The following is a 21963-nucleotide window of genomic DNA, read 5'->3' as shown; positions in this document are numbered from 1 at the left end:
TAACAGAGCGCTGTTGTCCCTGACAAACCCGCACGAACGCGGCGCCAGGACCCGTTGATTTCGCAGAAGCGACGGAAGGTCTCCCGGCCTTTTCCCAAAAATCCCGGAAATGTCCTGCACGCGCGATGGGTGGTTTCCGGAGTGATCGAGAGGCGGGACGGGTGTCCTGGTGCCCCGAAAACCCGCTGGACTGTCGCATCGTCCAAGAGACCACCCCGAAAGAGGACGCTCCCATGATCAAGCCACGTCGCAGGTTCCAGGCGGGCCTTGAATCCCTCGAGGGAAAGGCCCTGATGTCGGCCATCCCGGTCGTCACGCCGGCCACGCTCAATTCCGTGCTCAAGTCGATCGATCGTGCGGCGGGGACGTACGCGAAGACGCACAACGCGACGCAGTTCGACGCCGCGCTGTCGGCGATCAGCCACAAGCTCCCCTACGGCCACGATCAGCTCTTCCCCACCTGGCAGGACGACGAGTCGATCTACGACCCGGGCACGCCGGGCTCCGGCCTCGCGATGGTGAAGCAGCTCAAGCTGGACGTCAAGGACTACATCCAGTCGGCGGTCGAGGACGGTTCGGTCCGGATCAAGGGCTCGTGGGCGGGTATCTCGATGGCTTCCTCCGCGGGGACGGCCACTCCCGCGGCCGTGCCTGTCCTGACCGGATCGACTTATAACTCTGTGCTCAAGTCGATCGATCGTGCGGCGGGGACGTACGCGAAGACGCACAACGCGACGCAGTTCGACGCCGCGCTGTCGGCGATCAGCCACAAGCTCCCCTACGGCCACGATCAGCTCTTCCCCACCTGGCAGGACGACGAGTCGATCTACGACCCGGGCACGCCGGGCTCCGGCCTCGCGATGGTGAAGCAACTCAAGGTCGATCTCAAGGACTACGTCCAGTCCTCCGTCTCCGACGGTACCATCCGCGTCCGTTGATCAATTCCCCTCGCCATCACCACCGCCGGGGCTCGCCGTCAGCACGGAGGGCCCTGGCGGCTTTCTCATTCGAACGCCTGCGTTCGTCTTGACATCAGCCCCGCCGCACGCTCTGAGTATTGGAGGATTGTTTGACATTGATCTACGGTGAGTTTGACTATGCGAAGTCGACGACCGCGAGTTGGCTTCATCCCGATCCACGTCGCTTGCAGCCTGTGCACCTTGCTGTCTGGCTTCTCGCTGAGCGGCGGAGTGGTGGCCGATGATGGGGCGGATTTCTTCGAGGCGAAGGTCCGGCCGGTGCTGGTGGAGCACTGCTACGCCTGCCATTCGTCGCAGGCGAAGGCGGTCAAGGGAGGACTGAGGCTGGACTCACGGGACGGCATGCTGAAAGGGGGGACGGCGGGCCCTGCGATCCTGGCCGGGAAGCCTGAGGAGAGCCCCATCGTCCAGGCGGTCCGCTACGACGACGAAACGACGAGGATGCCCCCGAAGGGAAAGTTGCCGCCGCAGGCGATCGAAGCCATCGAGCGCTGGGTGACCTCCGGGGCCGTGATGCCGGTGGCGTCCGGCGGAGCCGGGGATGGAAAGTCGACGGGGGCGACCGCGGCCGCGATGCCGGCGCCGCGGTACGACTTCGCGAAGGCCCGAGCGCACTGGGCCTATCAGCCGATCCGCCGCCAGCCCTCCCCGATCGTGAAGGACGCGGCCTGGTGCCGATCGCCGATCGACGCGTTCGTCCTGGCGCGGCTCGAGGCCGCGGGGCTTTCGCCGTCGCCGGAGGCGGATCGACGCACCTTGCTGCGGCGGGCCACCTATGACCTGATCGGGCTGCCGCCGACCGAGGCCGAGTACACGTCATTCGAGAAGGACACGGCGGATGACGCCTTTGCGAAGGTGGTTGATCGGCTGCTCGCCTCGCCGCGGTATGGCGAGCGTTGGGGGCGGCACTGGATGGACGTCGCCCGCTATGCCGACACCAAGGACGGAGTCCTCATGTTCGGCGATGATCGGGTGCGGCCGTATGCCTACACGTATAGAGACTACGTGATCCGGGCCCTCAACGAGGATACGCCCTTCAACCAGTTCGTCCGGGAGCAGATCGCGGCGGATGTGGTCGCCCCCGCGGATCAGCCCTGGCGGCTCGCGGCGATGGGCTTCTTGACCCTCGGCCGAACCTTCGACAACAACATCCCCGATCAGATCGACGACAAGATCGACACCGTGAGCCGTGGGTTGCTCGGGCTGACCGTCTCGTGTGCCCGCTGCCACGATCACAAGTACGACGCCATCCCGACGGCCGACTACTACTCGCTCTACGGCGTATTCGCGAGCAGCGAGGCGCCGCTGGAACTGCCGCTGACCGCACCGCTGGAGAGCGTTCCGGGCTGCGTCGAATTCGAGAAGCAGGCCGCGGCGAAGAAGGCGGAGATCAACAAGTTCCTGGATGAGCAGTATGCATTGCTTTCCGAGACGGCCAGGAAGCGCGTGGGTGATTACCTGGCCCGTTGCGCACTGGCCGAGCCGGATCCGCTGGAGACGGCGATCTTCTTCCTGTCCCTGGCGCCGGACGATCTCCGCCCGACGATGGTGGCTCGCTGGCGGCGTTATCTCAAGCAGCATGGGTCGACCGACGATCCTGTCTTCGGACCCTGGGCGGAGCTTCTCAAGCTGTCCGATGCCGAGCTCAGCTCGGGCGCCGGGGCCGTGATCGCGCGATGGCTGGAGAGGCCCGCGGGTGTCGGGCCCGGCCAGCTCAATCCCCTGGTCGCGACCGCGCTTCGGCAGGCCACGATCCGGACGCGAGCCGACGTTCCGAGGGCTTACGGCGACCTGATCCGCACCGCCTACGAGGCGTCGAAGGCGAGGCCCGCGGAGTCGTGGTCCGGCGATGATGTCGCGTCGAGGGCGTTCCGACAGGTGGTGCAGGTCGTGGCCGGCCGTGAAAGCCCGGCGTACTTCCCGCGGAGTCAGACCTACTACCAGATGTCGCGCGGGGAGAAGGACGCCTTCGGCGGCAAGCTCGTCGAGCTCGACCGAATGGTGGTGAAGGCCCGTGAGCGGGCGGCCCCCCGGGCGATGGTGCTCCACGATGCCGAGGCCCTATACGACCCCCGCGTCTTCGTCCGGGGCAACGCCTCGTCGCCGGGCGAGCCCGTGCCGAGACGATTCCTCCGGATCCTTTCCTGCGATGAGCCGAGGCCCTTCGAGCACGGCAGCGGCCGGCTCGACCTGGCGAACGCGATCGTCGATCCGTCCAACCCGCTCACGGCGAGGGTCCTCGTCAACCGCGTCTGGATGCACCACCTCGGCGAGCCGCTTGTCACCACCCCCAGCGACTTCGGCACGCGGAGCAATCCGCCGACGCATCCGGAGCTGCTCGACGACCTTGCCGCACGGTTCATGGATGAGGGCTGGTCGCTCAAGACGCTGCACCGGCTGATCGTCCTTTCCTCCACGTATCGCCAGTCGAGCGCCGAGCGGCCTGACGCGCGCAGGGTGGACCCGGAGAACCGGCTCCTCTGGCGGGCGAATCGGCGTCGGCTCGACCTGGAGGCCGTGCGAGACACGCTGCTGGCCCTTTCCGGTCGACTCGATACCACCATGCAGGGCCTGCCGGTGGATGTCCTCGACGACCCGAAGACGGCGAGGCGGACGGTCTACGGCCTCGTGGATCGCCAGAGCGTACCGGCGGTCTTCCGGGCGTTCGACTTCGCCAGCCCGGACTCCTCGGCCGAGCGTCGACCGCGGACGACCGTGCCGCAGCAGGCGCTCTTCAGCATGAACGGACCGCTCGTGATCGAGCAGGCGAAGGCCCTCGCCGCCAGGCCGGAGATCGCCGCTTCGAGCTCGACCGAGGAGGCCGTGCGGAGGCTCTATCGCCGCGTCTTCGCCCGGCAGCCGGATCGGATCGAGCTCACGGCCGGCGCGCGATTCCTGGATGGAGCGGCGACGGCACAAGCCTCCGGGGTGAGGTCTCAACTCGAGCCGGTGGAGCAACTTGCCCAGGTGCTCCTGATGACGAATGAGCTGTTCTTCGTCGACTGAACGACTCCCGATCGGAGTACTGCCATGGACCGCACGACTCGCCCGGGAATGACGCGACGCGAGGCCCTCCGCCAGGGCGGTACGGGCCTCGGGCTCCTGGGACTCATCGGCGTGCTCGGAGATTCGGGCTTCCTGGTTGCTCCCCCCGCCATGGCCGCGGGCGCGGATACAGCCGGGGCGACTCAGAAGAGCCCCCTCGCGACGCGGGCCACCCACTTCCCGGCGAAGGCGAAGCACGTCATCCACATCTACCTCAACGGCGGTCCCTCCCAGGTCGACACGTTCGATCCCAAGCCTCTCCTCAAACGATTCGACGGCAAGATGCTCCCGCAGGGGAACCTCTCGACCGAGCGCAAGACCGGTGCGGCGCTTCCGTCGCCGTTTCGGTTCCGGAAGTACGGCCAGAGCGGGATCGAGTTCAGCGAGATCTTCGCGAGGACCGCCGCGCATGCGGATGACCTCTGCGTCATCCGCTCGATGCACGCGAACACGCCCAATCATGAGCAGTCGATGCGACTGATGAACTGCGGCGACGAGCGGTTGTCGCGGCCGAGCATGGGGGCCTGGCTCACCTACGGCATGGGGACGGAGAACCAGAACCTGCCGGGCTACATCGCCATGTGTCCCGGCCTGCCGGTGGCGGACGTCTCCAACTGGCGGTCGGCATTCCTGCCAGGCGTGTATCAGGGGACCTACATCGACACCCGCAAGGCGCGGACCGAAGAGCTGATCGAGAACATCCGCAACCCGACCGTCACGAAGGCCGATCAGCGCCGGCAGCTCGACCTGCTGGCGACGCTCAATCGCCACCATCAGGAACCTCGCGCGGAGGACGACAACCTGGAGGCCCGGATCGCCAGCTTCGAACTGGCCTACCGGATGCAGACCTCGGCGACGGACGCCTTCGACATCGGCCAGGAGCCGCAGTACATCCGCGACATGTACGGCCCGGGGGTGCAGGCCCGCCAGCTCCTGATCGCTCGGCGGCTGATCGAGCGAGGGGTGCGGTTCGTCCAGCTCTTTCACGGCGACGTCCAGCCGTGGGACAGCCACGACAACATCGCCGGCGCACACCGCCAGCTCGGCCTGGACTGCGACCAGGCCATCGCGGCCTTGCTGACGGACCTCAAGCAGCGGGGGCTGTTCGAGGAGACACTCGTGCTATGCGGCGGCGAGTTCGGCCGGACGCCCTCGGTGGAGCTGGTCAACGGCAAGCCGGGCATGGGTCGCGACCACAACCACTGGGGCTTCTCCGTCTGGCTGGCCGGCGCCGGCGTCAAGGGGGGCCACGTCCACGGGGCGACCGACGATTTCGGTTACAAGGCCGTGGAGAGTCCCGTCCACGTCCACGACCTGCACGCGACGATGCTCCACCTCCTGGGTTTCGATCATACCAAGCTCACCTACCGCTACGCCGGCCGTGACTTCCGCCTGACCGACGTGAGCGGCGAGATCGTCCGGGACATCCTGGCCTGAGGGGGCCGTCCGGTCTGGTCTCACCGGGCCTTCGTCACGCCGACCTGGCGGCACATCGGGAGCAAGGGGCAGGTGGAGCAGCGCGGCGAGGCGGCCGTGCAGACCCACTTGCCGAAGGGGACCAGGCGCTCGTTGATCTCGATCCAGTACGCCTTCGGGAGCTTCGCCTCGAGGGCGTGCATCGTCTGTTCGGGCGTGGAGGTCTCGACGTAGCCCCAGCGGTTGACGATGCGGTGGACGTGGACGTCCACGGCGATGGACGGCTTGCCGTGGCCGACCGCCAGCGTCAGCGCGGCGATCTTCGGGCCGACGCCGCGAAATGCGGTGAGTCCCTCGATCGTGTCCGGGACGACCCCGCCGTGCTCGTCCTGGATCCGCCGCGAGAACTCGAGGATGTCTCGCGCCTTGGGCTCGGGGAACGAGGCCGGGCGGAGGATCTCCGCGAGCCTGGACTCGCCCAGGGCGATCATTTCGGCCGGAGTCCGGGCCTGGGCAAACAGGCGCAGGCAGACCTCGAGCGTGGTCTCGTCCCGCGTCCGGGCCGAGATCAGGCTCCCGACAAGCTGCTCGAACGGCGAGCCGAATCCGCGGTCGCGAAGGTCGAACATCGCCGCCTTGGCCCGGCCGCGGACGGCCCGGCGGAGGCGACGGAACGCCTCGTCGATGTCGAAGGGCTGCTTGCCCGGCGGCGCCGGTCCGGGGGCAGATCCATCCGCATGGCGTTTCGGCATGGCGATCACGGTCATCCCGAAGGGTGATGGAAGCTGTGCATGTCGCACTATTCCGCCATGAGCGGCTCCAGCTTCCGCAGCGGGACCGACCCGAATGACAGGAGCTTGTCGTGAAAGGCGCGGAGGTCGAAGGTCGCGCCGGCCTTCTCCTGGGCGCGGCGGCGGAGCTCGCGGATCTTCAGCTCGCCGACCTTGTAGGCGAGGGCCTGGCCGGGCCAGGCGATGTAGCGATCGACCTCGTTCTCGATCTCGCCGCGAGGGAGCGAGGTGTTCTGCTCCATGTACTCGACGGCTTGCTGTCGCGACCAGCCGAGGTGGTGCAGGCCGGTGTCGACGACGAGGCGGGCGCAGCGGAGGGCGTCATAGTTGAGGCGGCCGAAGACGGCGAAAGGATCGGTGTAGAGGCCGATCTCGGCCGGCAGTGACTCGCAATAGAGGGCCCAGCCCTCGTCGAAGGCGGGGAAGTAGAAGTAGCGGCGGAATGGTGCCCGGCCGGCGGCTTCCATGGCGACGGCCCCCTGGAGGTGGTGGCCCGGGATCGCCTCGTGGTAGGCGAGGGTTTGCATCGTGTAAGTGGGACGACTGGTCGGATCGGAGGTGTTCACGAAAAAGACGCCGGGTCGCGAGCCATCCGCGGCGGCCGGATAGTACTCGCCGGTCGGCGACGACTTCGCCCGGACGGGGTCGAACGGGCGGACCTCCAGCGGGATCGACGGGAGCCGGCCGAAAAGCTTCGGCAGGTTCTGCTGCATCGTCGCCACGATGCCGCGGTGGCCGTCGAGGATCGTCGCCTCGGAGGCGTTCTTCAGCTTCGGGTCGGTCCGGACGCTCGCGAGGAAGGCCGGCAGATCGCCCGTGAAGCCGACCTGCTTGCGGATCTCTTCCATCCCTGCACGGGTCTTTGCCATCTCTGCCAGGCCGAGGGCGTGGATCTCGTCGGGCGTCAGATCGGTCGTCGTGTAGTCCCTGACCAGGAACGCGTAATGGGCCGCGCCGTCGGGCAGGCCCTTGAGGCCGTAGCGATCGGCACAGGCAAGGAGATAGGTCCGCTCGACGAAGTCGGCGAGCCTCGCATAGCTGGGGATCACGGACTTCTCGATGGCCGACTTGATCCGGGCAGAGGCCGCCGCGCGGTCGGTGTCGGTCCAGTCGGCGGGGAGGCGGCCGGCGTAGGCCCAGAGCGGGCTATCCTCGGCCTTCGGGGCGGCCAGCGAGCGGAGCTGGGCGACGACCTTGGGCATCACGACGCGGGGGGCCGTGCGGCCCTCGGCCATACCCTGGCGGAGAGTGGCGATGAGTCGGTCGGCGAGCGTCGGAAAGGCGTCCAGGCGGGCCAGGAAGTCCTCGAGATCGCCGCGAGTGAAGGCCGGCTGGAACTCGCCGAGCTGGGAGAAGAGCATGTGCAGGTCGGCGAAGTGGAGGTCGGATGCATACCGGACGATCGGCGCGAACGGCACGAGGTGGTCGCCGAACCGGGCGGCCTGGAGCCGGTGCTCGATGATTTCCAGGAGGATCTCCCGGTCGAGCTTCTCGGCGGCGGAGAGGCCCTGCGGGTCGAGCTCCGCGAGCGCCTCCCGGGCCGAGTCGAGTCGATCCAGCCACGCCTGGAAGGCCTCCGGCGAAGGGTCATCGAGGCGGTCGCGGAATCGCTGATCGCCGACGAAGATGGTGGCCTCGATCGGATGCGTCCGCAGCAGGTCGGCCCAGTAGGTGGCGGCGACCTCGCGGAAGTGCCGGCCGGCCTCCGCCGGGGCGTCCGCGCCGGCCGTCTCGGCCGGGAGCGAGAGGAGCCAGGCGAGTCCCAGGGCCGTCGCCGTGCCGGCGAGTTTGCTGCGTACCGTCGTCATCGATCTTCCCCCTCGGTGATCCCCGGGCCCCGGAGCGTCTTCCGAATCGCCTTGCTGCGTGCGCCGGGAATTGACAGGATAACCATGCGGCGACGAGGCCGGAATCCGCCAGAGATTCGCCCCGCGGCCCCGATGGGGCCGGCCCTTTCTCCGAGAGCAGCGAGATGCCCTCACCGAATGATCGACCCGAACCGCCGCGTATGGCCTCGGTGGACGAGATCCGGGCCGAGTTCCCGGCGCTCGGGCGTCGCCACAACGGCCTCCCGGTGGCTTACTTCGACGGCCCCGGCGGCACGCAGGTCCCGCGTTCGGTGGTCGACCGGATGGCCGACTATCTGTATCACCACAACGCCAACACGCACTGGGCCTTCCCGACGAGCGCGGAGACCGACGAGTTGCTCGCCGCGTCGCGGCGGACGTTCGCGGCCTTCCTGAACGCCGATCCGGATGAGGTTGTCTTCGGGCCCAACATGACCTCGCTGACCCTCCGCGTGAGCCGGGCCGTGGGCCGCCAGCTCAGCCATGGGGACGCGATCGTGGTCACGGAGCTGGACCACCACGCCAACGTCGACCCGTGGCGGAGCCTCGAGCGGGATCGAGGCGTGGTCGTCCACAAGGCGAGGATGACGCCGGAGACGGGGCAGCTCGACTGGGACGACCTGGACCGCGCCCTCAGCCAGCACCGGACGAGGCTCCTGGCCATCGGCGCCGCGTCGAACGCGCTGGGGACCGTCAACGACATCGCCCGGGCGGTCGCCATGGCCCACGAGGCCGGGGCGCTCGCCTTCGTGGACGCGGTCCACTTCGCGCCCCATCACCTCATCGACGTCCGCGAGTGGGATTGTGACTTCCTGGCCTGCTCCGCCTACAAGTTCCACGGGCCGCACGTCGGCATCCTCTACGGCAAGCGAGAGCGGCTCGGGTCGCTGGCGTTCAGCCGGCTCGACCCGGCCCCGGACACGATCCCCGAACGGGCGGAGTCCGGCACCCAGAATCACGAGGGGATCGTCGGCGCCGCGGCGGCCATCGAGTTCCTCGCGGGACTATCTAGGGCTCCGGATGGGGGGGGAGTCTCCGCGGACCAGGCCCTGCGGCGGCGGCTAACAACCGTCTTCGATGGACTCCACGATCGCGGCTGCGACCTCCTGAAGCGGCTCTGGGATGGCCTGGCGGAGATCCTCGCGGTCCGCCTCTATGGCCCGCCGCCTTCGGCCTTCAGGACGCCGACACTCTCGCTCGTCGTCGCCGGCGTGCCCGCCGCGGAGGTCGCCGCGAGGCTCGCACGACGGGGCATCTTCGCGTCTCACGGCAACTTCTACGCCCAGACCGTGGTCGAACGTCTCGGCCAGTCGAAGAACGGCCTCCTGCGGCTCGGATGCGCCTGCTACACCACCGAGGATGAGGTCGATCGCGTCGTCGCCGCCATCGGCGAGATCGCCCGGGGCGAGGCCTGACGACCCGGGCGATCTCCGCGTCCGTCGCGTCCCGGATCAGGGCACGATCACGCGCTCCACGCTCCGCAGGACGACCGGGCCGACCAGGCCGGACTCGGCGAGGGGCTCCCCCTTCTTCCAGAGCCGCCAGCTCGTGAAGCTGACGCGGCCGGCGGGGCTGGGCTTGCCCTCGAGGAGCCACGCCGGCCATTCCTTGCAGGTGCCGTCCGGGTTCCGCACGCTGTCCTCGGGGAGCGCCTCATCGCCGATCTGGCGGTTGATCCACCGATTCACGACCCGGACCTCCAGCGCGTTGATGCCGGGCCGTGCGGCTTCGGTGATATCCACCACGTACGGCGGCTTCCAGACGATCCCGAAGTCCTTGCCGTTGAGCACGACCCGCGCCATCACGTCGACACGGCCCAGGTCGAGGAAGAGGCGCTTACCACCCTCGAGTCGCTCGGAGGGAACGTCGAGCGTCCGTGTATAGCTTGCGGTTCCGGAGAAATGGGCCACGCCCGGATCCGGATTCACCGAGAGCGAGGCCAGCGGGTTGATCGTCGTCCTGGCGGGGGCACCAAGGCCCGGCGGGAAGGCCACCGTCCATGGCCCGGCCACGGGGAGCGGGGACGGCAGCGCGGGAACCTCGACCGACCGAGGCTCGCCGGAGGTCCCGCGGATCTCGTAGCGGCCGGGTTTCCAGGCGTCCAGGACCAGTCGTCCTTCCGCGTCGCGGCAAAGGTCGGCGATGGCCTCCGCTGGCTGGGGCGAGGCCAGGTCCAGCGTCTGCGGATCGGTCCCCTTGAGGCTAACCCGACGGTTGCCGACGGAGAACTCGGCGTTCAGCGTCTTGACCACGTTGAGCGCGGGGTCGTCGCCGGCGGCGAGCTCCGCGACCTGGAAGCTCGACTTGCCCGCGTCGGCGATCGCCTGGAGCTTTGCCTTCACGTCGCGCGTCCGGGCCGCGTCACCGGGGACGCCGTAGGATGCTGAAAGAACGGTGATCTTGCCGATCCCTTGGGGTGAAAGGTCAAGTACGGACTCCGCGCCGAGCTTCACCGCGGTGAGCTGGGCGAGCGGCTTCGCCCCCTTGCGGAAGACGACGAAGACCGAGCCGGATGGGTCGAGTGGGATGGCGACATTCGTCAGGTCGCCTGTCTCGGCGAAGACGGTGGCCGGCTCGATGCGGCCGGTGTCGGGCCTCCAGAGCTCGGGCTGCCGGCCCGCGACGCGGAAGGTGAAGGTCGATCGCGTCGCCGAGGGCCACGGAGTCGACACGAAGTAGACGTCCGCATCCTCGGTGGCGCGGTGGATGAAGCGGGCCCCGGCGGGGCCGTCGAAGTCCGGCTTCACGCCGGAGGCGACCAGGAACTGCTCCGGTGTAACGCCCCAGGCCACGCGACCCTTGCCGACGTTTCGGTCGCCTTTCAGCGTGGCCGGACTGTTGCCCCAGAGGGCATCCGCCAGGACCTTGATTTCGGCATCGCAGGCAGGATGGCCCGACAGGCTTGGCGAGCGTTGGGGCCGGGGGCCAAGGACGGTCGCGCCGGCTTCCACCAGGGCCTTGATCTTCGCCAGCAGGGCCGGCGTCATCGTCGGCGAATCGGGCAGGACAAGCAGGCGGTAGCTCATCCCGCCCTCGACGGCGATCCGGCCATCGCAGACCGACATTCGGCCGATGACCGCATCGGCCGTGCAGTCGTCGTAGTTGTATCCGTTCACGGGATGCTGGGCGAATCCTTGCGGCGGCGTCTCGGCCTGGAGGTAGGCGATGTCGGCGACGTAGGTCCCCTGGCGGAGGAGGTACTGGCAGCGGGCAAGGTAATCGTGCCAGGGCTCCGTCCAGTCCCACCATGTCGTCGTTCGCTCGTAATGAAGCCCCCAGGGGCCCATGGACATCCCCGGCTTGACGTCCTTCCAGGGCTGGAGGGCGTAGCGGTGGAAGACGAATCGATTGATGCCCTCGCAGAAGGCCCGGTCGCCCAGGGCCTTGACGGACGCGGGGTGCTGCTGCCAGCGCTCGTTGTTGTCGGCCGTGAATGCTTCCGCCCCGATGATGGGCTTGCCGTAGACGTGGCCGGCGGAGGCCATGGTGCGGCACGACTCGATGGCCGCGCCACCGACCCAGAACTCGCCCATGGGCTCGTCGGCCCGGGCCGCGTAGGGGATGTAGTCGCAGGGGCTGCCGTACGCCTCGGCCGTGAACTTCAGCCCGGCCTCGCGTGCGAGCTTGCTGAAGCCCCCGGCGTATTTCTCGATGACCAGGTCGGAGACCGTCTTCCGCAGGTCCCAGAGGAATCGATCGGAGATCTCCGCCGAGCCGACGACGCGGCCCGTCATCACCGGGAGGAACGGGAAGAGGTCATAGCCCCGGCGGTTGCGGAACTCCTCGCGCATCTTCGCGGTCCAGTTCTGCGAACCGTTCTCCCAGCTATCGATGTGCGAGGCCACCAGGGCCTTGCCCACGGCCGGGCCGCTGTCCTTGGCGAGCTTCGCCATCATGCCGTCGAACTGGGCCTGGATGCCTGCCTCGCTGAGCTTGTCGCACTCGAGGCCGCGCCCGCTCTTGGGCGCGGGGGCGTTCTCGGCGCCCGTGCAGGTGTGGCCGATCCGGAGGATCGTCCACTTGCCCGCGGGGACGTCCCACGCCAATCGGCCCTCCGGGGTCATGCGGGAGGAGATGTCGAGGACCTGGTCCGGCTTGATGGCGACCACCGGAGACCCCGCGCCGGGCTTCGCGGGCGTCCGGCGCTGATAGGCGGCCTTCGCCTCGAAGTCGGGGATGCGGCCCTCGCCGACGTCGGGCACGGCGATGACGGCAATGTCGCGATAGAAGCCGGCCACGGCCGCCGGCCGCGGCAGGGCGGCGTCGAGCTGCTTGGGTCCCTGCGCGGCGGTCTCGGACCAGGCGAGTTCCTGCATGGCCTGTTCGGGCTTGATCCAGGGGCCGCCGCTGCCGTTCCAGCCGGCGTCGTCATTCATGTTGATCTCGATGCCGAGTCGTCCCGCCTCGGCGACGGCGAATCCGAACATCTCCCGCCACCGGTCGCTCATGAACGAGACCGGGCCGACCGGCGCCCCCTGGTCCACCTCCATGATGAGCACTCCGCCGACCCCGACGCGCTTCATCGCCTCGAGGTCCGCCGTGATGCCCTGCTTCGTGATGTTGCTGTTCAGCCAGAACCAGTAGACCCAGGGCCGTGTCGCCTGCGGCGGCTTCGCGAAGCCGGTCGCGAGATCCTCGCCGGCGATTGCCGGGATGTTGGTGGATAGCAACGCCGTCGCGGAGAGGAGCAGGATCCGGAGCATGGGAGGATGTCCTTGAAATCCGGTCTCGGATCGACAGGCCAGCGGGCAGGCGGGGCCTGGAAGGCGGGCGCGGGGGGCGGGGCGTGCCTCATCGCACGCGGCGTCTCGGGCGTCTTGGGCCATGGCGGGCCACGTTCATTGAACGGCGCGCGGGGGCCGCGATCAATGGGGGAGCGGGCGGCGGACGGGATCGCAGGATCTGCGATCAACCGTCACGAGGTTTCCGCCACCTCGCGAAGCCGGCCCCAGAGCGACTCCACGTGTGATCGCTCCGTCAGCTCCGCGCCGATCGAGACTCGCACCATCCAGCGGCCGTCGAGGACCGCGGGGGTGAGATACGCGGCGCCGGAGCGATTGATCGCGTCGACCCATCGCAGCGTGTGACGATCGAGGGCCTCGCCTCCAAGGCCGGCCGGCTCGTGGCGGATGCAGAGAGTCTGCAAGGGGACCGGGGCGAGAACCCTCCAGCGCGGCGTGGCACGGACCTGATCGGCCAGCCAGGCGGCGTTGGCGAGGTCGCGGCGGAGGCGGGTGCGGAGGGCCTCGGCCCCCTCGGCCCGGAGGTGGAACCAGAGCTTGAGCGCCCGGAACCGGCGGCCGAGCGGGATGCCCCAGTCGCGGTAGTTCTTGACGCGGCCGTCTGCCGAGGATTGGAGGTAGCTCGGGTTCGTGGACATCACGCGGACGAGGTGCTCCGGGTCGCGGACATAATAGAGCGAGCAATCGAAGGCCACGCCCAGCCACTTGTGCGGGTTGAGCACCAGCGAGTCGGCCCCCTCGATCCCCTCCCAGAGAGTCCGGCACTCCGGCAGGATCATCGCCGAACCGGCCATGGCGGCGTCGACGTGGAGCCAGAGCCCATGCGTCCTGGCCGCTTCCGCGATCGGGGCGATCGGGTCGAAGGCGGTCGTCCCGGTCGTCCCCGAACCGGCGACGATGGCGCAGGGGCGTCGGCCCTCGGCGAGATCCCGGCGGATCGCCGCGTCGAGCGCATCGGGCCGCATCGCGTAGGCGTCATCGTGGGGGATCGCGCGGACGTTGTCGCGGCCGAAGCCGGCGAGCAGCGCCGCCTTTTCGACCGAGCTGTGGGCATGGCCCGACGCGTAGACGACCAGCGGCGCGGGCTCCGCCTGGAGGCCGCCGCGGGTCATCGCGAAGTTCGCGCCCCTCTCCCGGGCGCAGAGCAGTGCGACGAGCGTGCTCGTCGAGGCCGTGTCCTGGATGACGCCGCTCCAGGCGGCCGACAACCCGATCAACTGACGCATCCAGTCGACCGCGACCTCCTCCAGCTCGGTGAGCGCGGGGCTGGACTGCCAGGAGAGGCCGAGGACCCCCAGGCCGGTGCTCAGGAAGTCGCCGAGTGTGCTCGGCAGCGAGACGTTCGAGGGGAAATAGCCGAAGAAGCTCGGGTGTTGCCAGAGCGTCAGGCCCGGCACGATGATCCGGTCCACATCCGCGAGGATCCGGTCGAAGTCCTCGGGATCTTGCGGGGGCGACGATGGGAGCATCGCCTTGATCTCGCCCGGTTCGGTGCGTGCCATGATCGGGCGATCGGCCAGGGCCTTGCGGTAGTCGGCGATCCAGTCGATCAGCCGGTGGCCGACCGCGCGAAATTCCTCTGGAGTCATGCGAGCCTCTTCGTCGAGCCGGCGGGGAGCGTCATCCTGGGTCGATCGTCAGAAATCGAAGCCGGAGCCATGCGAGGACTTCGTTCGGGACTTGCTCTTGCCCGCGCCCCGGGCGAATTCCTTCTCGAGCTTGTCGAGCTGTTTGGCGATCTCCTGGAATTCGTGGGATGGCCCCAGCAGGGGGCTTGGCTTGACCTTGGCGGCGGCGTCCTTGAGTGCCTTGGCCACGGCCTTGTCCTTCGCGAGTTCGTCGTACTTCTCCTTGGTCGCGTGGACGGCCTTCGAGAGCGCCTCGACCGCCTGGTCGCGCTCGGTCTGGGCCGTCAGAACCTGAGAGTCCACCTGCTGTTTCGTCCTCGGGTCCGGGGGTGACTTCTTTGCCTGATTGAGTGCCTGGTTGAGCTGGTTGATTTCCTGGTTCAACTGGTTGACGTACGCGTTGGCCTGGGATCGTTCAGCCTGCCCATAATAGCGAGCCATGCGGCCTCGATAGCGGGGGATGCTATTCGTCTGCTGACGGGCCATCTGGGCCTCGGCCTTCAGCTCGCCGATCTGGGCGTTGAGGTTCTGAAGGTACGCCTGATAAGCCTGGGGCGTCACGGTCGCGGCCTGCTTGAGCTGGAGCGACTTCAGCTCGCGGCTGAGCTTGCGAAGGTCCGCGGCCTTCGTCTTGACGTCGTCCTCGCTGTTCAGGACGTAGGTCGTGCCGACGAGCTTCAGCCCCTGGCCCTCCAGCACGTCCGACTTCGCCGGCGGGTCATCTCCGTCACGGGCGGTCGCGGCTCCGGAAAGGACGACGAGCCCCGTCCAGGCGACCAAGGTCAGACCGGGGAACCTCATCGACGAGCGGACGACCCAACGCAACATCGTAGCCTCCCTGGGCCCACCTCATGGACACCAGGCCCCATATCCATATTAACCCCGCCCGGCCATGCTGTGTGTCGCGTTTCGTGGATCGATTGCACACAATTGCGGCGTCAAGTGAGTTGGATCAGGCGAGTTTATGTCTAATAGAAAATCGCAAAATGCTGGACTGACCCCTGTGCTCGTGTTAATTTCTGGCGTTTGCGAAATTCGGGGTGTTTGGCCGAAGTTGGCACGGGGCTTCAACGGGTGAGGTGACGACGATGAGGCGAGTGGGGCATAAGGGCCGGCGATCTTGGGGCGTGGAGGTGCTGGAAGTGCGGGCGCTGATGGCGACCTTCCAGATGCCCACCATCCAGGGCCTTGCCGGCGGCAGGAACCTGGCGGCGACGTTCAACCGGATGGTGGGCTCGCTCCAGGCCCAGCTTGCGATCCAGGCACCGAAGGATACGGCGCCGGCCACGCTGGTGAAGGTGGTGGATGAGGTCGTCACCCAGTATGAGTCGGCCTCGAGGGCGGCCTTCGCGGCCGTGCCCGGCACGACGAGCTTGCTGGTTCAGCAGGGCGAGGCGCTTCGGTTGGGAGTGGACTCGCTCAAGGTCCAGTATGACCTGGGGCTGGTCAGCCTCTCGACGTTCAATGCCGACGCCTACCAGGAGATCCAGGAGCTGACCCTGAGCCGCCAGGTCTGGCCGGCGGGGACGCCCTTGCAGACGTTCCTGGTCATGGCGACGGAGACATCGAACGACCTGACGGCGGTCTCCAACCTGGTGCAGACCACGACCACGAGCACGATCACGGACGCGCAGGCCGCGACCGTGCTGAAGTCCGAGGTCCTGGCGTTCCAGGGCGAGGCGCTGCTGGGTGCGAGCCGGCAGCCCTGGGTTTCGGCTCCCATCAATCAGGCGACGACGACGTTCCTCGCCCAGGTCGACGCGGCGGTCGGTCAGCCCGACTTCGCCACGCGGATCGCCACGGCGACGGCCGGTTTCGCGGACGCGCTGGTGAATCGCGGCGGCACGTTCGGGCCCGGCGGGACGCTCGGCCGTTCCATCAAGCAGCCGCCCGTGGTGCCTACGCCGCTCTCGATCGCCGACGCGGCGACCTTCGCCCACCTGCAATACCGCCAGGTCGTGACGACCTCCACGCTGATCCTGTCGCGGAACTTCTCCTCATCCTCCAACCGCTACGGCCGGTTCATGACCACGGCCGTCTTCAGCTCCCCATCCCAGGCCATCCGCAAGCTGGCCCTGGACCAGAGTTGGTATGGAACCAACCAGGCCACCTTCGTTCAGGACGTGACCCTGCCGGCAGGCACGCTCATCTACGTCGGCCGGGTCGGGCCGATTTTCCAGGGCATCTTCCGCCGCGAGGCCCGGCCGGTCCTCTATCCCGGCCTCGCACCTCAGTACCTGGTCGCCAACACCCGCGCCCCGGGGATCGTCTGGGGGAACCTGCGAGCAACGGGGACCTGAAGCCGCGGGCAAGGAGGGCCGTCGGGAGCTGGCGATTCCTGATCGGTCCGACGGCTCCTCTCCCTCGGCGACTTAAAGCCTCTCGAGGATCCGCCGCGGTACGCGGAGCACCGTGCCGTGGCGAGCCCCCTTCGGGAAGCTCACTCGCGGCGTGATGTCCTCCCAGTGCTTGAGGTCGCGCGAGCGGACGGCGCCGTAGTGGCCGTCGCGATAGCAGTCGAAATAGATGAGGAAATCGTCGCCGATGCGGATGGCGGAAGGCCCTTCCACCCAGGACGGGGTGAACGGCGGCGAGAGGTCGACGAACGGCCCGTCGGGCGTGTCGGCGACGGCCATCCGCAGGTGCTTCTTCACCGGCTTGAGGGTCTCATCCTTGACGATCAGGTAGGATTTGTCGTTGGCCTTGAGGATGGTGGCGTCGATGACGTTGAAGCCGCCATCGTAGAAGAGCCGCGTGGGCGTGAACGTCTTGAAGTCCGTTGTCGTCGTGGCGTAGATGCGATGGTTGTAGTTCTCGTCGCCGGTCCCCTCGGTCTCCGGGAAGCGGCCGGGGATGGTGGTGGACCAGAAAATCAGGTAGTGCCGCTTCGCATCATCGAAGAGGATTTCCGGGGCCCAGCAGTTGAGGGCCTTCGGTTCGTGCTTCATGACGGGGATGGCCTGCTGATCGGACCAGTGGACCAGGTCCTTCGACGAGGCGTGTCCGATCGTCCGCCTGTCCCAGCTATCGGTCCAGACGAGCTGAAACGTGCCGTCGTGGCCCCGCAGCAAGCATGGGTCGCGCATCAGCCTCGACTTCCCCACCTTCGGCGCGAGGTAGCTCTTGCCGCCGCCCAGGGGCGTCCACGTCAGGCCGTCCTGGCTCGTGGCCAGGTGCAGGCCGTCCTCGCCGTTGCCCAGGAAGTACGAGAACAGGAGGCAATCATCCTCGGCCGTGTCGGCATGGGCCGGGACCGGTGGCAACGTGGCGGTTTCCTGCATCCCCGGGATGATGCCGAGGAGGACCGCTAGCGGCCCGCAGAATATCTTCATGGCTGCTCCTCGCGCGTAAGCAGGTGAGGTCGCTCGGCAGCACGCTGCCACCGGAATCTCGGGAGCGCCGGGGCGGACCAGGATGGTCGGGAGCACTGTGGTGATGCATCGATGTTATCCTCGATGCCCGGTCGCCATCCTCAGAGGGCCTGCAAGGACGCAACTCCGCGGACAGAATCCGTTTCGTGTCGGTTCGCCAGGGCGCGTCTGTCGAATCATCGTAACGCTCGGGCTCCTGGGCGGACAACCTCCGGCCCGGCCATGCTCTCCGTCCGCGGGGCGTGAGTGATGCGAATCAAGTTGCAGAGTCCTTTTCAGTAGCCATAATCCAAACTTAGTCTGTATGATTAGTAGAAATTAATCCTCGAGGTGAAGCATCCGGGGCCGTTCGCGCGATGAGCCACGAGTCCCAGGAGGCTCTATGAGGCGGAGGAATGAACCAACCTGATCTCCGAAGGCCAGGGTATAAGCGAGGCGAGACCTTCCTTCGTGACGGTTCGGGGGTAGGCTCGATCGGAGATGAGTCCGGCCTGGGGCGGTTCGTCGACGAGTTGACGCGTCGGGTCCTGAACGGCGTGTCGATCGACGAGGAGCGGCTCGCGGAGGAGTTCCCCGAGCGGGCGGGAGAAATCCGCAAGTTGCTCCCGATCATCGAGGGCCTGGCGAGGCTGGATCGGTCGGGCCTCGGAGCGGACCTCGCCGAGCCGGGCGCGGAGCTTGGACCATCCCGGGGTTTCGCGAGCTATCGGATCGTCCGCGAGATCGGCCGTGGCGGGATGGGCGTCGTCTACGAGGCCGAGGATGTGAGGCTCCGCCGCCGGGTCGCGCTGAAGATCCTGCCGACGACGGCGTCGGCGGACTCGCGGGCCCTGAAGCGATTCCAGTTGGAGGCGCAGGTCGCAAGCTGGTTGCAACACCCTCGTATCGTGCCGGTCCACGATGTGGGGCTGGACGGCGAGGTTCCCTTCTACGCCATGCAATACATCGAGGGGGGGAGCCTCGCCGACTTGGGGGCAGAGATCCGGCGGATGGTAGGTTGGGCTGACGTGCCATCGGCGGGGCATCCCTCGTCCGGGTCGCTTGCGGCAGGATTGCTCTCGGGCCGCTTCACGGCGGGGCCCCGGGCCGGGGCCGAGTGGCAAGACCTGTCGTCGGCCACCCTCGATCCGGAGGGCGAGACGCCGGGGGACGGGGCCTCGATCCGCTCGAGGGCGTATATCAGGACGATCGCGAGGCTCGGGATCCAGGCCGCCGAGGCCCTCGGCTACGCACACGACCAGGGGGTCGTCCATCGCGACGTGAAGCCGGCGAACCTGCTGCTGGACCGGCGAGGCGATCTCTGGGTGGCGGACTTCGGCATGGCCGAGGTCCAGGGCGGCGCCGGCCTCACGGTAACCGGCGATTTGCCGGGAACACTGCGGTACATGAGCCCCGAGCAGGCGGGAGGCGAACGCGCGCTCGTCGATCGCCGTACCGACGTCTACTCGCTGGGGGCAACCCTTTACGAGATGCTGACGCTGCAGCATGCAGTTTCGGGTTCGGATCGGAGGACGATCCTGCGCGCGATTCTCGAGCGGGAGCCGGTGCCCGCGCGGCGGCTCAACCCGGCCATACCCGTCGACCTGGCGACGATCGTGGCCAAGGCGCTAGCCAAGGAGCCGTCGGGCCGATACGAGACGGCCTGGAGGCTCGCCGACGATCTCCGCCGGTTCCTTGAAGGCCGACCGATCCTGGCGCGATCAGTCGGGCCCGTCGGGCGGCTGTGGCGGTGGAGCCGGCGGAACCCGGTCCAGGCGACGCTCATGCTGGCGCTGACGGCCAGCGTCGGGGTCGGCGCGGCGAATTGGAGGGAGGCCGTCCGGCAGAAGCACGAGGCGATCCGCCAGACGAAGATGGCCTCGCACGAGAGGGACCAGAAGGAGGAGCAGCGGGCTCTCGCGGCCGCGGCCGAGAAGGAGGCCCGTACGGAGGCGCACAAGGCCGCCGCGATCAATCAGTTCCTGGTCAACAAGCTCATCACGCAGGCGTCGCCACACAGAAATCCGGATGCCAGCCGGATTACCCTGCGCGAAGCGCTGGACCGGGCCGCGGCGGAGGTCGGCAACTCCTTCAAGGGTGAGCCGGAAGTTGAGGCGAGCGTCCGCAGTGCCATCGCCGGCGCCTACCACTCGTTGGGGCTTCATGCACAGGCCGAGCCCCACCTGCGGGAGGTGCTGGCGATTCGGCGGCGACTTCCAGGGATCGCCGATTCCGTCCGCATCGAGACCTTGATCCACTACTCTCATGGCCTGGTCCACCTGCACAGGCTCGATGAGGCGCAGCCGATCCTGGACGAAGCCATCGAGCAATCCGGGAGGCTACTCGGGCCGACGCATTCCCTATCGATCACGGCCCGGTCGCACATGGGGCAACTCTACTTGTCGAAGAAGCGGTATGACGAGGCCGAGCGCGTCTGTCGGGAGTGCTATCAACAGGCCATGGAGATCTGGGGATCCTGCGACAAGGCGACCCTTCACAAGGCTAATCTGCTGGCGCTGGTCCTGGTGAAGCGGGGCAATTATGCCGAGGCCGAACGCCTCTTCCGTGACATCTTGAGGGTGACCCGTGAAACACGCGGGCCGGAAGACCCGGACGCGCTGGTGGCCCTCAGCAATCTGACCGACGTGCTGGGGCGGACGGGCCGCGCCGGCGAGGCGGAGCCGCTCTGCCGCGGCTGCCTGAACGACGCGCGACGGATCCTCGGCGCGGAGCACCCCGTGACGCTGATCACAACTCGGCGTCTGGGCGTCCTGCTGCGGGCTCGGGGGGCGATCGCCGAGGGCGAGGCCTTGCTGCGATCCAGTCTCGACGCGCAGCGTAGGACCCTCGGTTCCGATCATCCCGACGCGGAGGAGACTGCCGCCCTCCTCGCCCTCCCGCCGGCCCCGGCGATCTCCCACCCCGCCCTCGGTCGTTGACCCGGCCGCGCCGGGCCTCGTCGGCGAATTCCGGATTTCGTCGGTAACGGATCCCCTCAAGTTGCGGTTGTTCTGGAGGTGGCCAAGGCGGCCGCGGTGTGAATGGAGGGGAGGTCAACTTCGATGGACGAAGCGGACGGCCAGGATCTTGAGGCCCGCCTCGCATTTCTGGAACGCCATCGCGCCGGGCTCCGGCGGATGATCGCGGCGCGGCTTGACCGTCGGGTGGCCTCGCGGGTTGATCCCTCCGACGTCGTCCAGGACACGCTGGCGGACGCGGCCGGGCGGGTTGACGTCCGGCTTCCCGAACACACCTCGCCGTTCTTCGGGTGGCTCCGGCACCTGGCCGGCGACCGGGTGATCGACGCGCATCGCCGCCACCTCGTCTCACAACGACGGAGCGTCACCAGGGAGACGAGGATCTGCGACGGCTCGGACCGTTCGAACGACCGACACCTGCCCGGTCGCCTGGTTGCCGACGATACCACGCCCAGCGACCGCCTCGTCCGTCAGGAGCAACTCGCCGAAGTCAGGGCGGCCCTGGATTCCCTGTCATCGCGGGACCGCGAAGTCCTGGCGATGCGGTTCTTCGAGGAGCGTGAGACGTCCGAGATCGCGGATGCCCTGGGGATCTCTGAAGGGGCCGTCCGCGTTCGCCTGCTGCGCGGCCTGAAGCGGCTGCGCGGCCGGATCGAGGACCTCTCATGAATGACACGTCGAAGATCGATTCACCCCGGACCGGACAGGAGTTTCGCCCGATGATCCGAGACCGAACGCTGACGAGGCGAGAATCCCTGTGGGCCCTCGCCGCTGCCATCCCGCTAATCTCCGGCTGCGGCGAGGATCCCAGCCGCCAGGCCGGGACCATCAAGATCGAGGAACCGAACCGCGACGATCCGGGAGCCATGTTCGCCAAGAAATCCCGCAAGCACCGCGATGATACGACGAGCCCCAAAGCCCCTTGAGCCTCGGTCGCCGTGGCGGTCGTGCCCGACTCCTCTCGACGTAATCACGGTCCGAGCTTTCATGGAGAGCATTTCATGTCGCCTCAGCCTGCTTTCGGCCCGCGTCGTCGCGGGTTCACCCTGATCGAACTTCTCGTGGTGATCGCGATCATCGCCGTCCTCATCGCCTTGCTGCTGCCGGCGGTGCAGTCGGCCCGCGAGGCAGCCCGGCGGATCCAGTGCACGAACAACCTGAAGCAGATCGCGCTGGGGGCAGGGTC

15 protein-coding genes are annotated in these 21963 nt (G+C 67.9%); 9 read left to right on the top strand and 6 right to left on the bottom strand.

Features of this window, described 5'->3' with window-relative positions; translation table 11 throughout:
- Positions 1 to 233 precede the first annotated feature (233 nt).
- From G6O54_RS37935 to G6O54_RS16095, 3 genes are all read left to right on the top strand, one after another.
- Positions 234 to 938, top strand: a complete 705-nt coding sequence (locus tag G6O54_RS37935; protein ID WP_250846923.1) for a hypothetical protein — start codon at positions 234 to 236, stop codon at positions 936 to 938.
- Positions 939 to 1097: 159 nt separating this feature from the next.
- Positions 1098 to 3986 (top strand): PSD1 and planctomycete cytochrome C domain-containing protein, encoded by a 2889-nt coding sequence (locus tag G6O54_RS16100; protein WP_165226674.1) that lies wholly within the window; start codon positions 1098 to 1100, stop codon positions 3984 to 3986.
- Between the two features lie 24 nt (positions 3987 to 4010).
- A complete protein-coding gene (locus G6O54_RS16095) occupies positions 4011 to 5462 on the top strand; it encodes a DUF1501 domain-containing protein (protein WP_250846922.1) in 1452 nt (483 codons plus the stop codon).
- Between the two features lie 20 nt (positions 5463 to 5482).
- Here G6O54_RS16095 and G6O54_RS16090 read toward each other — a convergent pair whose 3' ends face one another.
- Positions 5483 to 6193: an endonuclease III domain-containing protein gene (locus G6O54_RS16090; protein ID WP_165226673.1), complete on the bottom strand. Its 711-nt coding sequence runs from the start codon at positions 6191 to 6193 to the stop codon at positions 5483 to 5485.
- A 47-nt stretch (positions 6194 to 6240) separates the two neighbouring features.
- On the bottom strand, positions 6241 to 8040 hold the full coding sequence (locus tag G6O54_RS16085; RefSeq protein WP_165226672.1) for a DUF885 domain-containing protein: 1800 nt from the start codon (positions 8038 to 8040) through the stop codon (positions 6241 to 6243).
- A gap of 164 nt (positions 8041 to 8204) precedes the next feature.
- Here G6O54_RS16085 and G6O54_RS16080 point away from each other — a divergent pair, with 164 nt between their 5' ends.
- Complete coding sequence (locus G6O54_RS16080; RefSeq protein ID WP_205678847.1) at positions 8205 to 9494, top strand: cysteine desulfurase-like protein; 1290 nt, start codon at positions 8205 to 8207, stop codon at positions 9492 to 9494.
- A 36-nt stretch (positions 9495 to 9530) separates the two neighbouring features.
- Here the strand turns inward: G6O54_RS16080 and G6O54_RS16075 are convergent, their stop codons facing one another.
- From G6O54_RS16075 to G6O54_RS16065, 3 genes are all read right to left on the bottom strand, one after another.
- Entirely contained in the window at positions 9531 to 12782 is a 3252-nt protein-coding gene (locus tag G6O54_RS16075) for a glycosyl hydrolase (protein WP_165226671.1), read from the bottom strand.
- A 212-nt stretch (positions 12783 to 12994) separates the two neighbouring features.
- On the bottom strand, positions 12995 to 14410 hold the full coding sequence (locus tag G6O54_RS16070) for a pyridoxal phosphate-dependent decarboxylase family protein (RefSeq protein WP_165226670.1): 1416 nt from the start codon (positions 14408 to 14410) through the stop codon (positions 12995 to 12997).
- Between the two features lie 48 nt (positions 14411 to 14458).
- Positions 14459 to 15277, bottom strand: coding sequence for a coiled-coil domain-containing protein (locus G6O54_RS16065; protein WP_165226669.1), 819 nt, complete (start codon positions 15275 to 15277; stop codon positions 14459 to 14461).
- Positions 15278 to 15576: 299 nt separating this feature from the next.
- Between G6O54_RS16065 and G6O54_RS16060 the strand changes: the two genes are divergently transcribed.
- Entirely contained in the window at positions 15577 to 16749 is a 1173-nt protein-coding gene (locus G6O54_RS16060; RefSeq protein WP_165226668.1) for a hypothetical protein, read from the top strand.
- 72 nt (positions 16750 to 16821) lie between these two features.
- On the opposite strand, the gene G6O54_RS16055 is transcribed toward G6O54_RS16060, so the two are convergent.
- A complete protein-coding gene (locus G6O54_RS16055; protein ID WP_205678845.1) occupies positions 16822 to 17781 on the bottom strand; it encodes a glycoside hydrolase family 43 protein in 960 nt (319 codons plus the stop codon).
- A 434-nt stretch (positions 17782 to 18215) separates the two neighbouring features.
- Here G6O54_RS16055 and G6O54_RS16050 point away from each other — a divergent pair, with 434 nt between their 5' ends.
- The 4 genes from G6O54_RS16050 to G6O54_RS16035 form a co-directional block, all read left to right on the top strand.
- A complete protein-coding gene (locus G6O54_RS16050) occupies positions 18216 to 20738 on the top strand; it encodes a serine/threonine-protein kinase (protein ID WP_165226667.1) in 2523 nt (840 codons plus the stop codon).
- 123 nt (positions 20739 to 20861) lie between these two features.
- Positions 20862 to 21446, top strand: a complete 585-nt coding sequence (locus tag G6O54_RS16045; protein WP_165226666.1) for a sigma-70 family RNA polymerase sigma factor — start codon at positions 20862 to 20864, stop codon at positions 21444 to 21446.
- Positions 21447 to 21496: 50 nt separating this feature from the next.
- Positions 21497 to 21703 carry a hypothetical protein gene (locus G6O54_RS16040; protein WP_165226665.1) on the top strand — a complete coding sequence of 69 codons (207 nt, stop codon included), beginning with the start codon at positions 21497 to 21499 and terminating at the stop codon, positions 21701 to 21703.
- A 75-nt stretch (positions 21704 to 21778) separates the two neighbouring features.
- The coding region (locus G6O54_RS16035) for a type II secretion system protein (RefSeq protein ID WP_165226664.1) at positions 21779 to 21963 on the top strand (185 nt) is incomplete at its 3' end.

The sequence above is a fragment of the Aquisphaera insulae genome, assembly GCF_011064615.1.
GTDB lineage: Bacteria > Planctomycetota > Planctomycetia > Isosphaerales > Isosphaeraceae > Aquisphaera > Aquisphaera insulae.
This window is presented reverse-complemented; position numbering and strand designations above follow the sequence as displayed.

Bases quoted from the DNA above. Each gene is read 5' to 3' on its own strand.
- G6O54_RS37935 (WP_250846923.1), top strand. From the start codon at position 234: ATGATCAAGCCACGTCGCAGGTTCCAGGCGGGCCTTGAATCCCTCGAG.
- G6O54_RS16100 (WP_165226674.1), top strand. From the start codon at position 1,098: ATGCGAAGTCGACGACCGCGAGTTGGCTTCATCCCGATCCACGTCGCT.
- G6O54_RS16095 (WP_250846922.1), top strand. From the start codon at position 4,011: ATGGACCGCACGACTCGCCCGGGAATGACGCGACGCGAGGCCCTCCGC.
- G6O54_RS16090 (WP_165226673.1), bottom strand. From the start codon at position 6,193: ATGCCGAAACGCCATGCGGATGGATCTGCCCCCGGACCGGCGCCGCCG.
- G6O54_RS16085 (WP_165226672.1), bottom strand. From the start codon at position 8,040: ATGACGACGGTACGCAGCAAACTCGCCGGCACGGCGACGGCCCTGGGA.
- G6O54_RS16080 (WP_205678847.1), top strand. From the start codon at position 8,205: ATGCCCTCACCGAATGATCGACCCGAACCGCCGCGTATGGCCTCGGTG.
- G6O54_RS16075 (WP_165226671.1), bottom strand. From the start codon at position 12,782: ATGCTCCGGATCCTGCTCCTCTCCGCGACGGCGTTGCTATCCACCAAC.
- G6O54_RS16070 (WP_165226670.1), bottom strand. From the start codon at position 14,410: ATGACTCCAGAGGAATTTCGCGCGGTCGGCCACCGGCTGATCGACTGG.
- G6O54_RS16065 (WP_165226669.1), bottom strand. From the start codon at position 15,277: ATGTTGCGTTGGGTCGTCCGCTCGTCGATGAGGTTCCCCGGTCTGACC.
- G6O54_RS16055 (WP_205678845.1), bottom strand. From the start codon at position 17,781: ATGAAGATATTCTGCGGGCCGCTAGCGGTCCTCCTCGGCATCATCCCG.
- G6O54_RS16050 (WP_165226667.1), top strand. From the start codon at position 18,216: ATGAACCAACCTGATCTCCGAAGGCCAGGGTATAAGCGAGGCGAGACC.
- G6O54_RS16045 (WP_165226666.1), top strand. From the start codon at position 20,862: ATGGACGAAGCGGACGGCCAGGATCTTGAGGCCCGCCTCGCATTTCTG.
- G6O54_RS16040 (WP_165226665.1), top strand. From the start codon at position 21,497: ATGATCCGAGACCGAACGCTGACGAGGCGAGAATCCCTGTGGGCCCTC.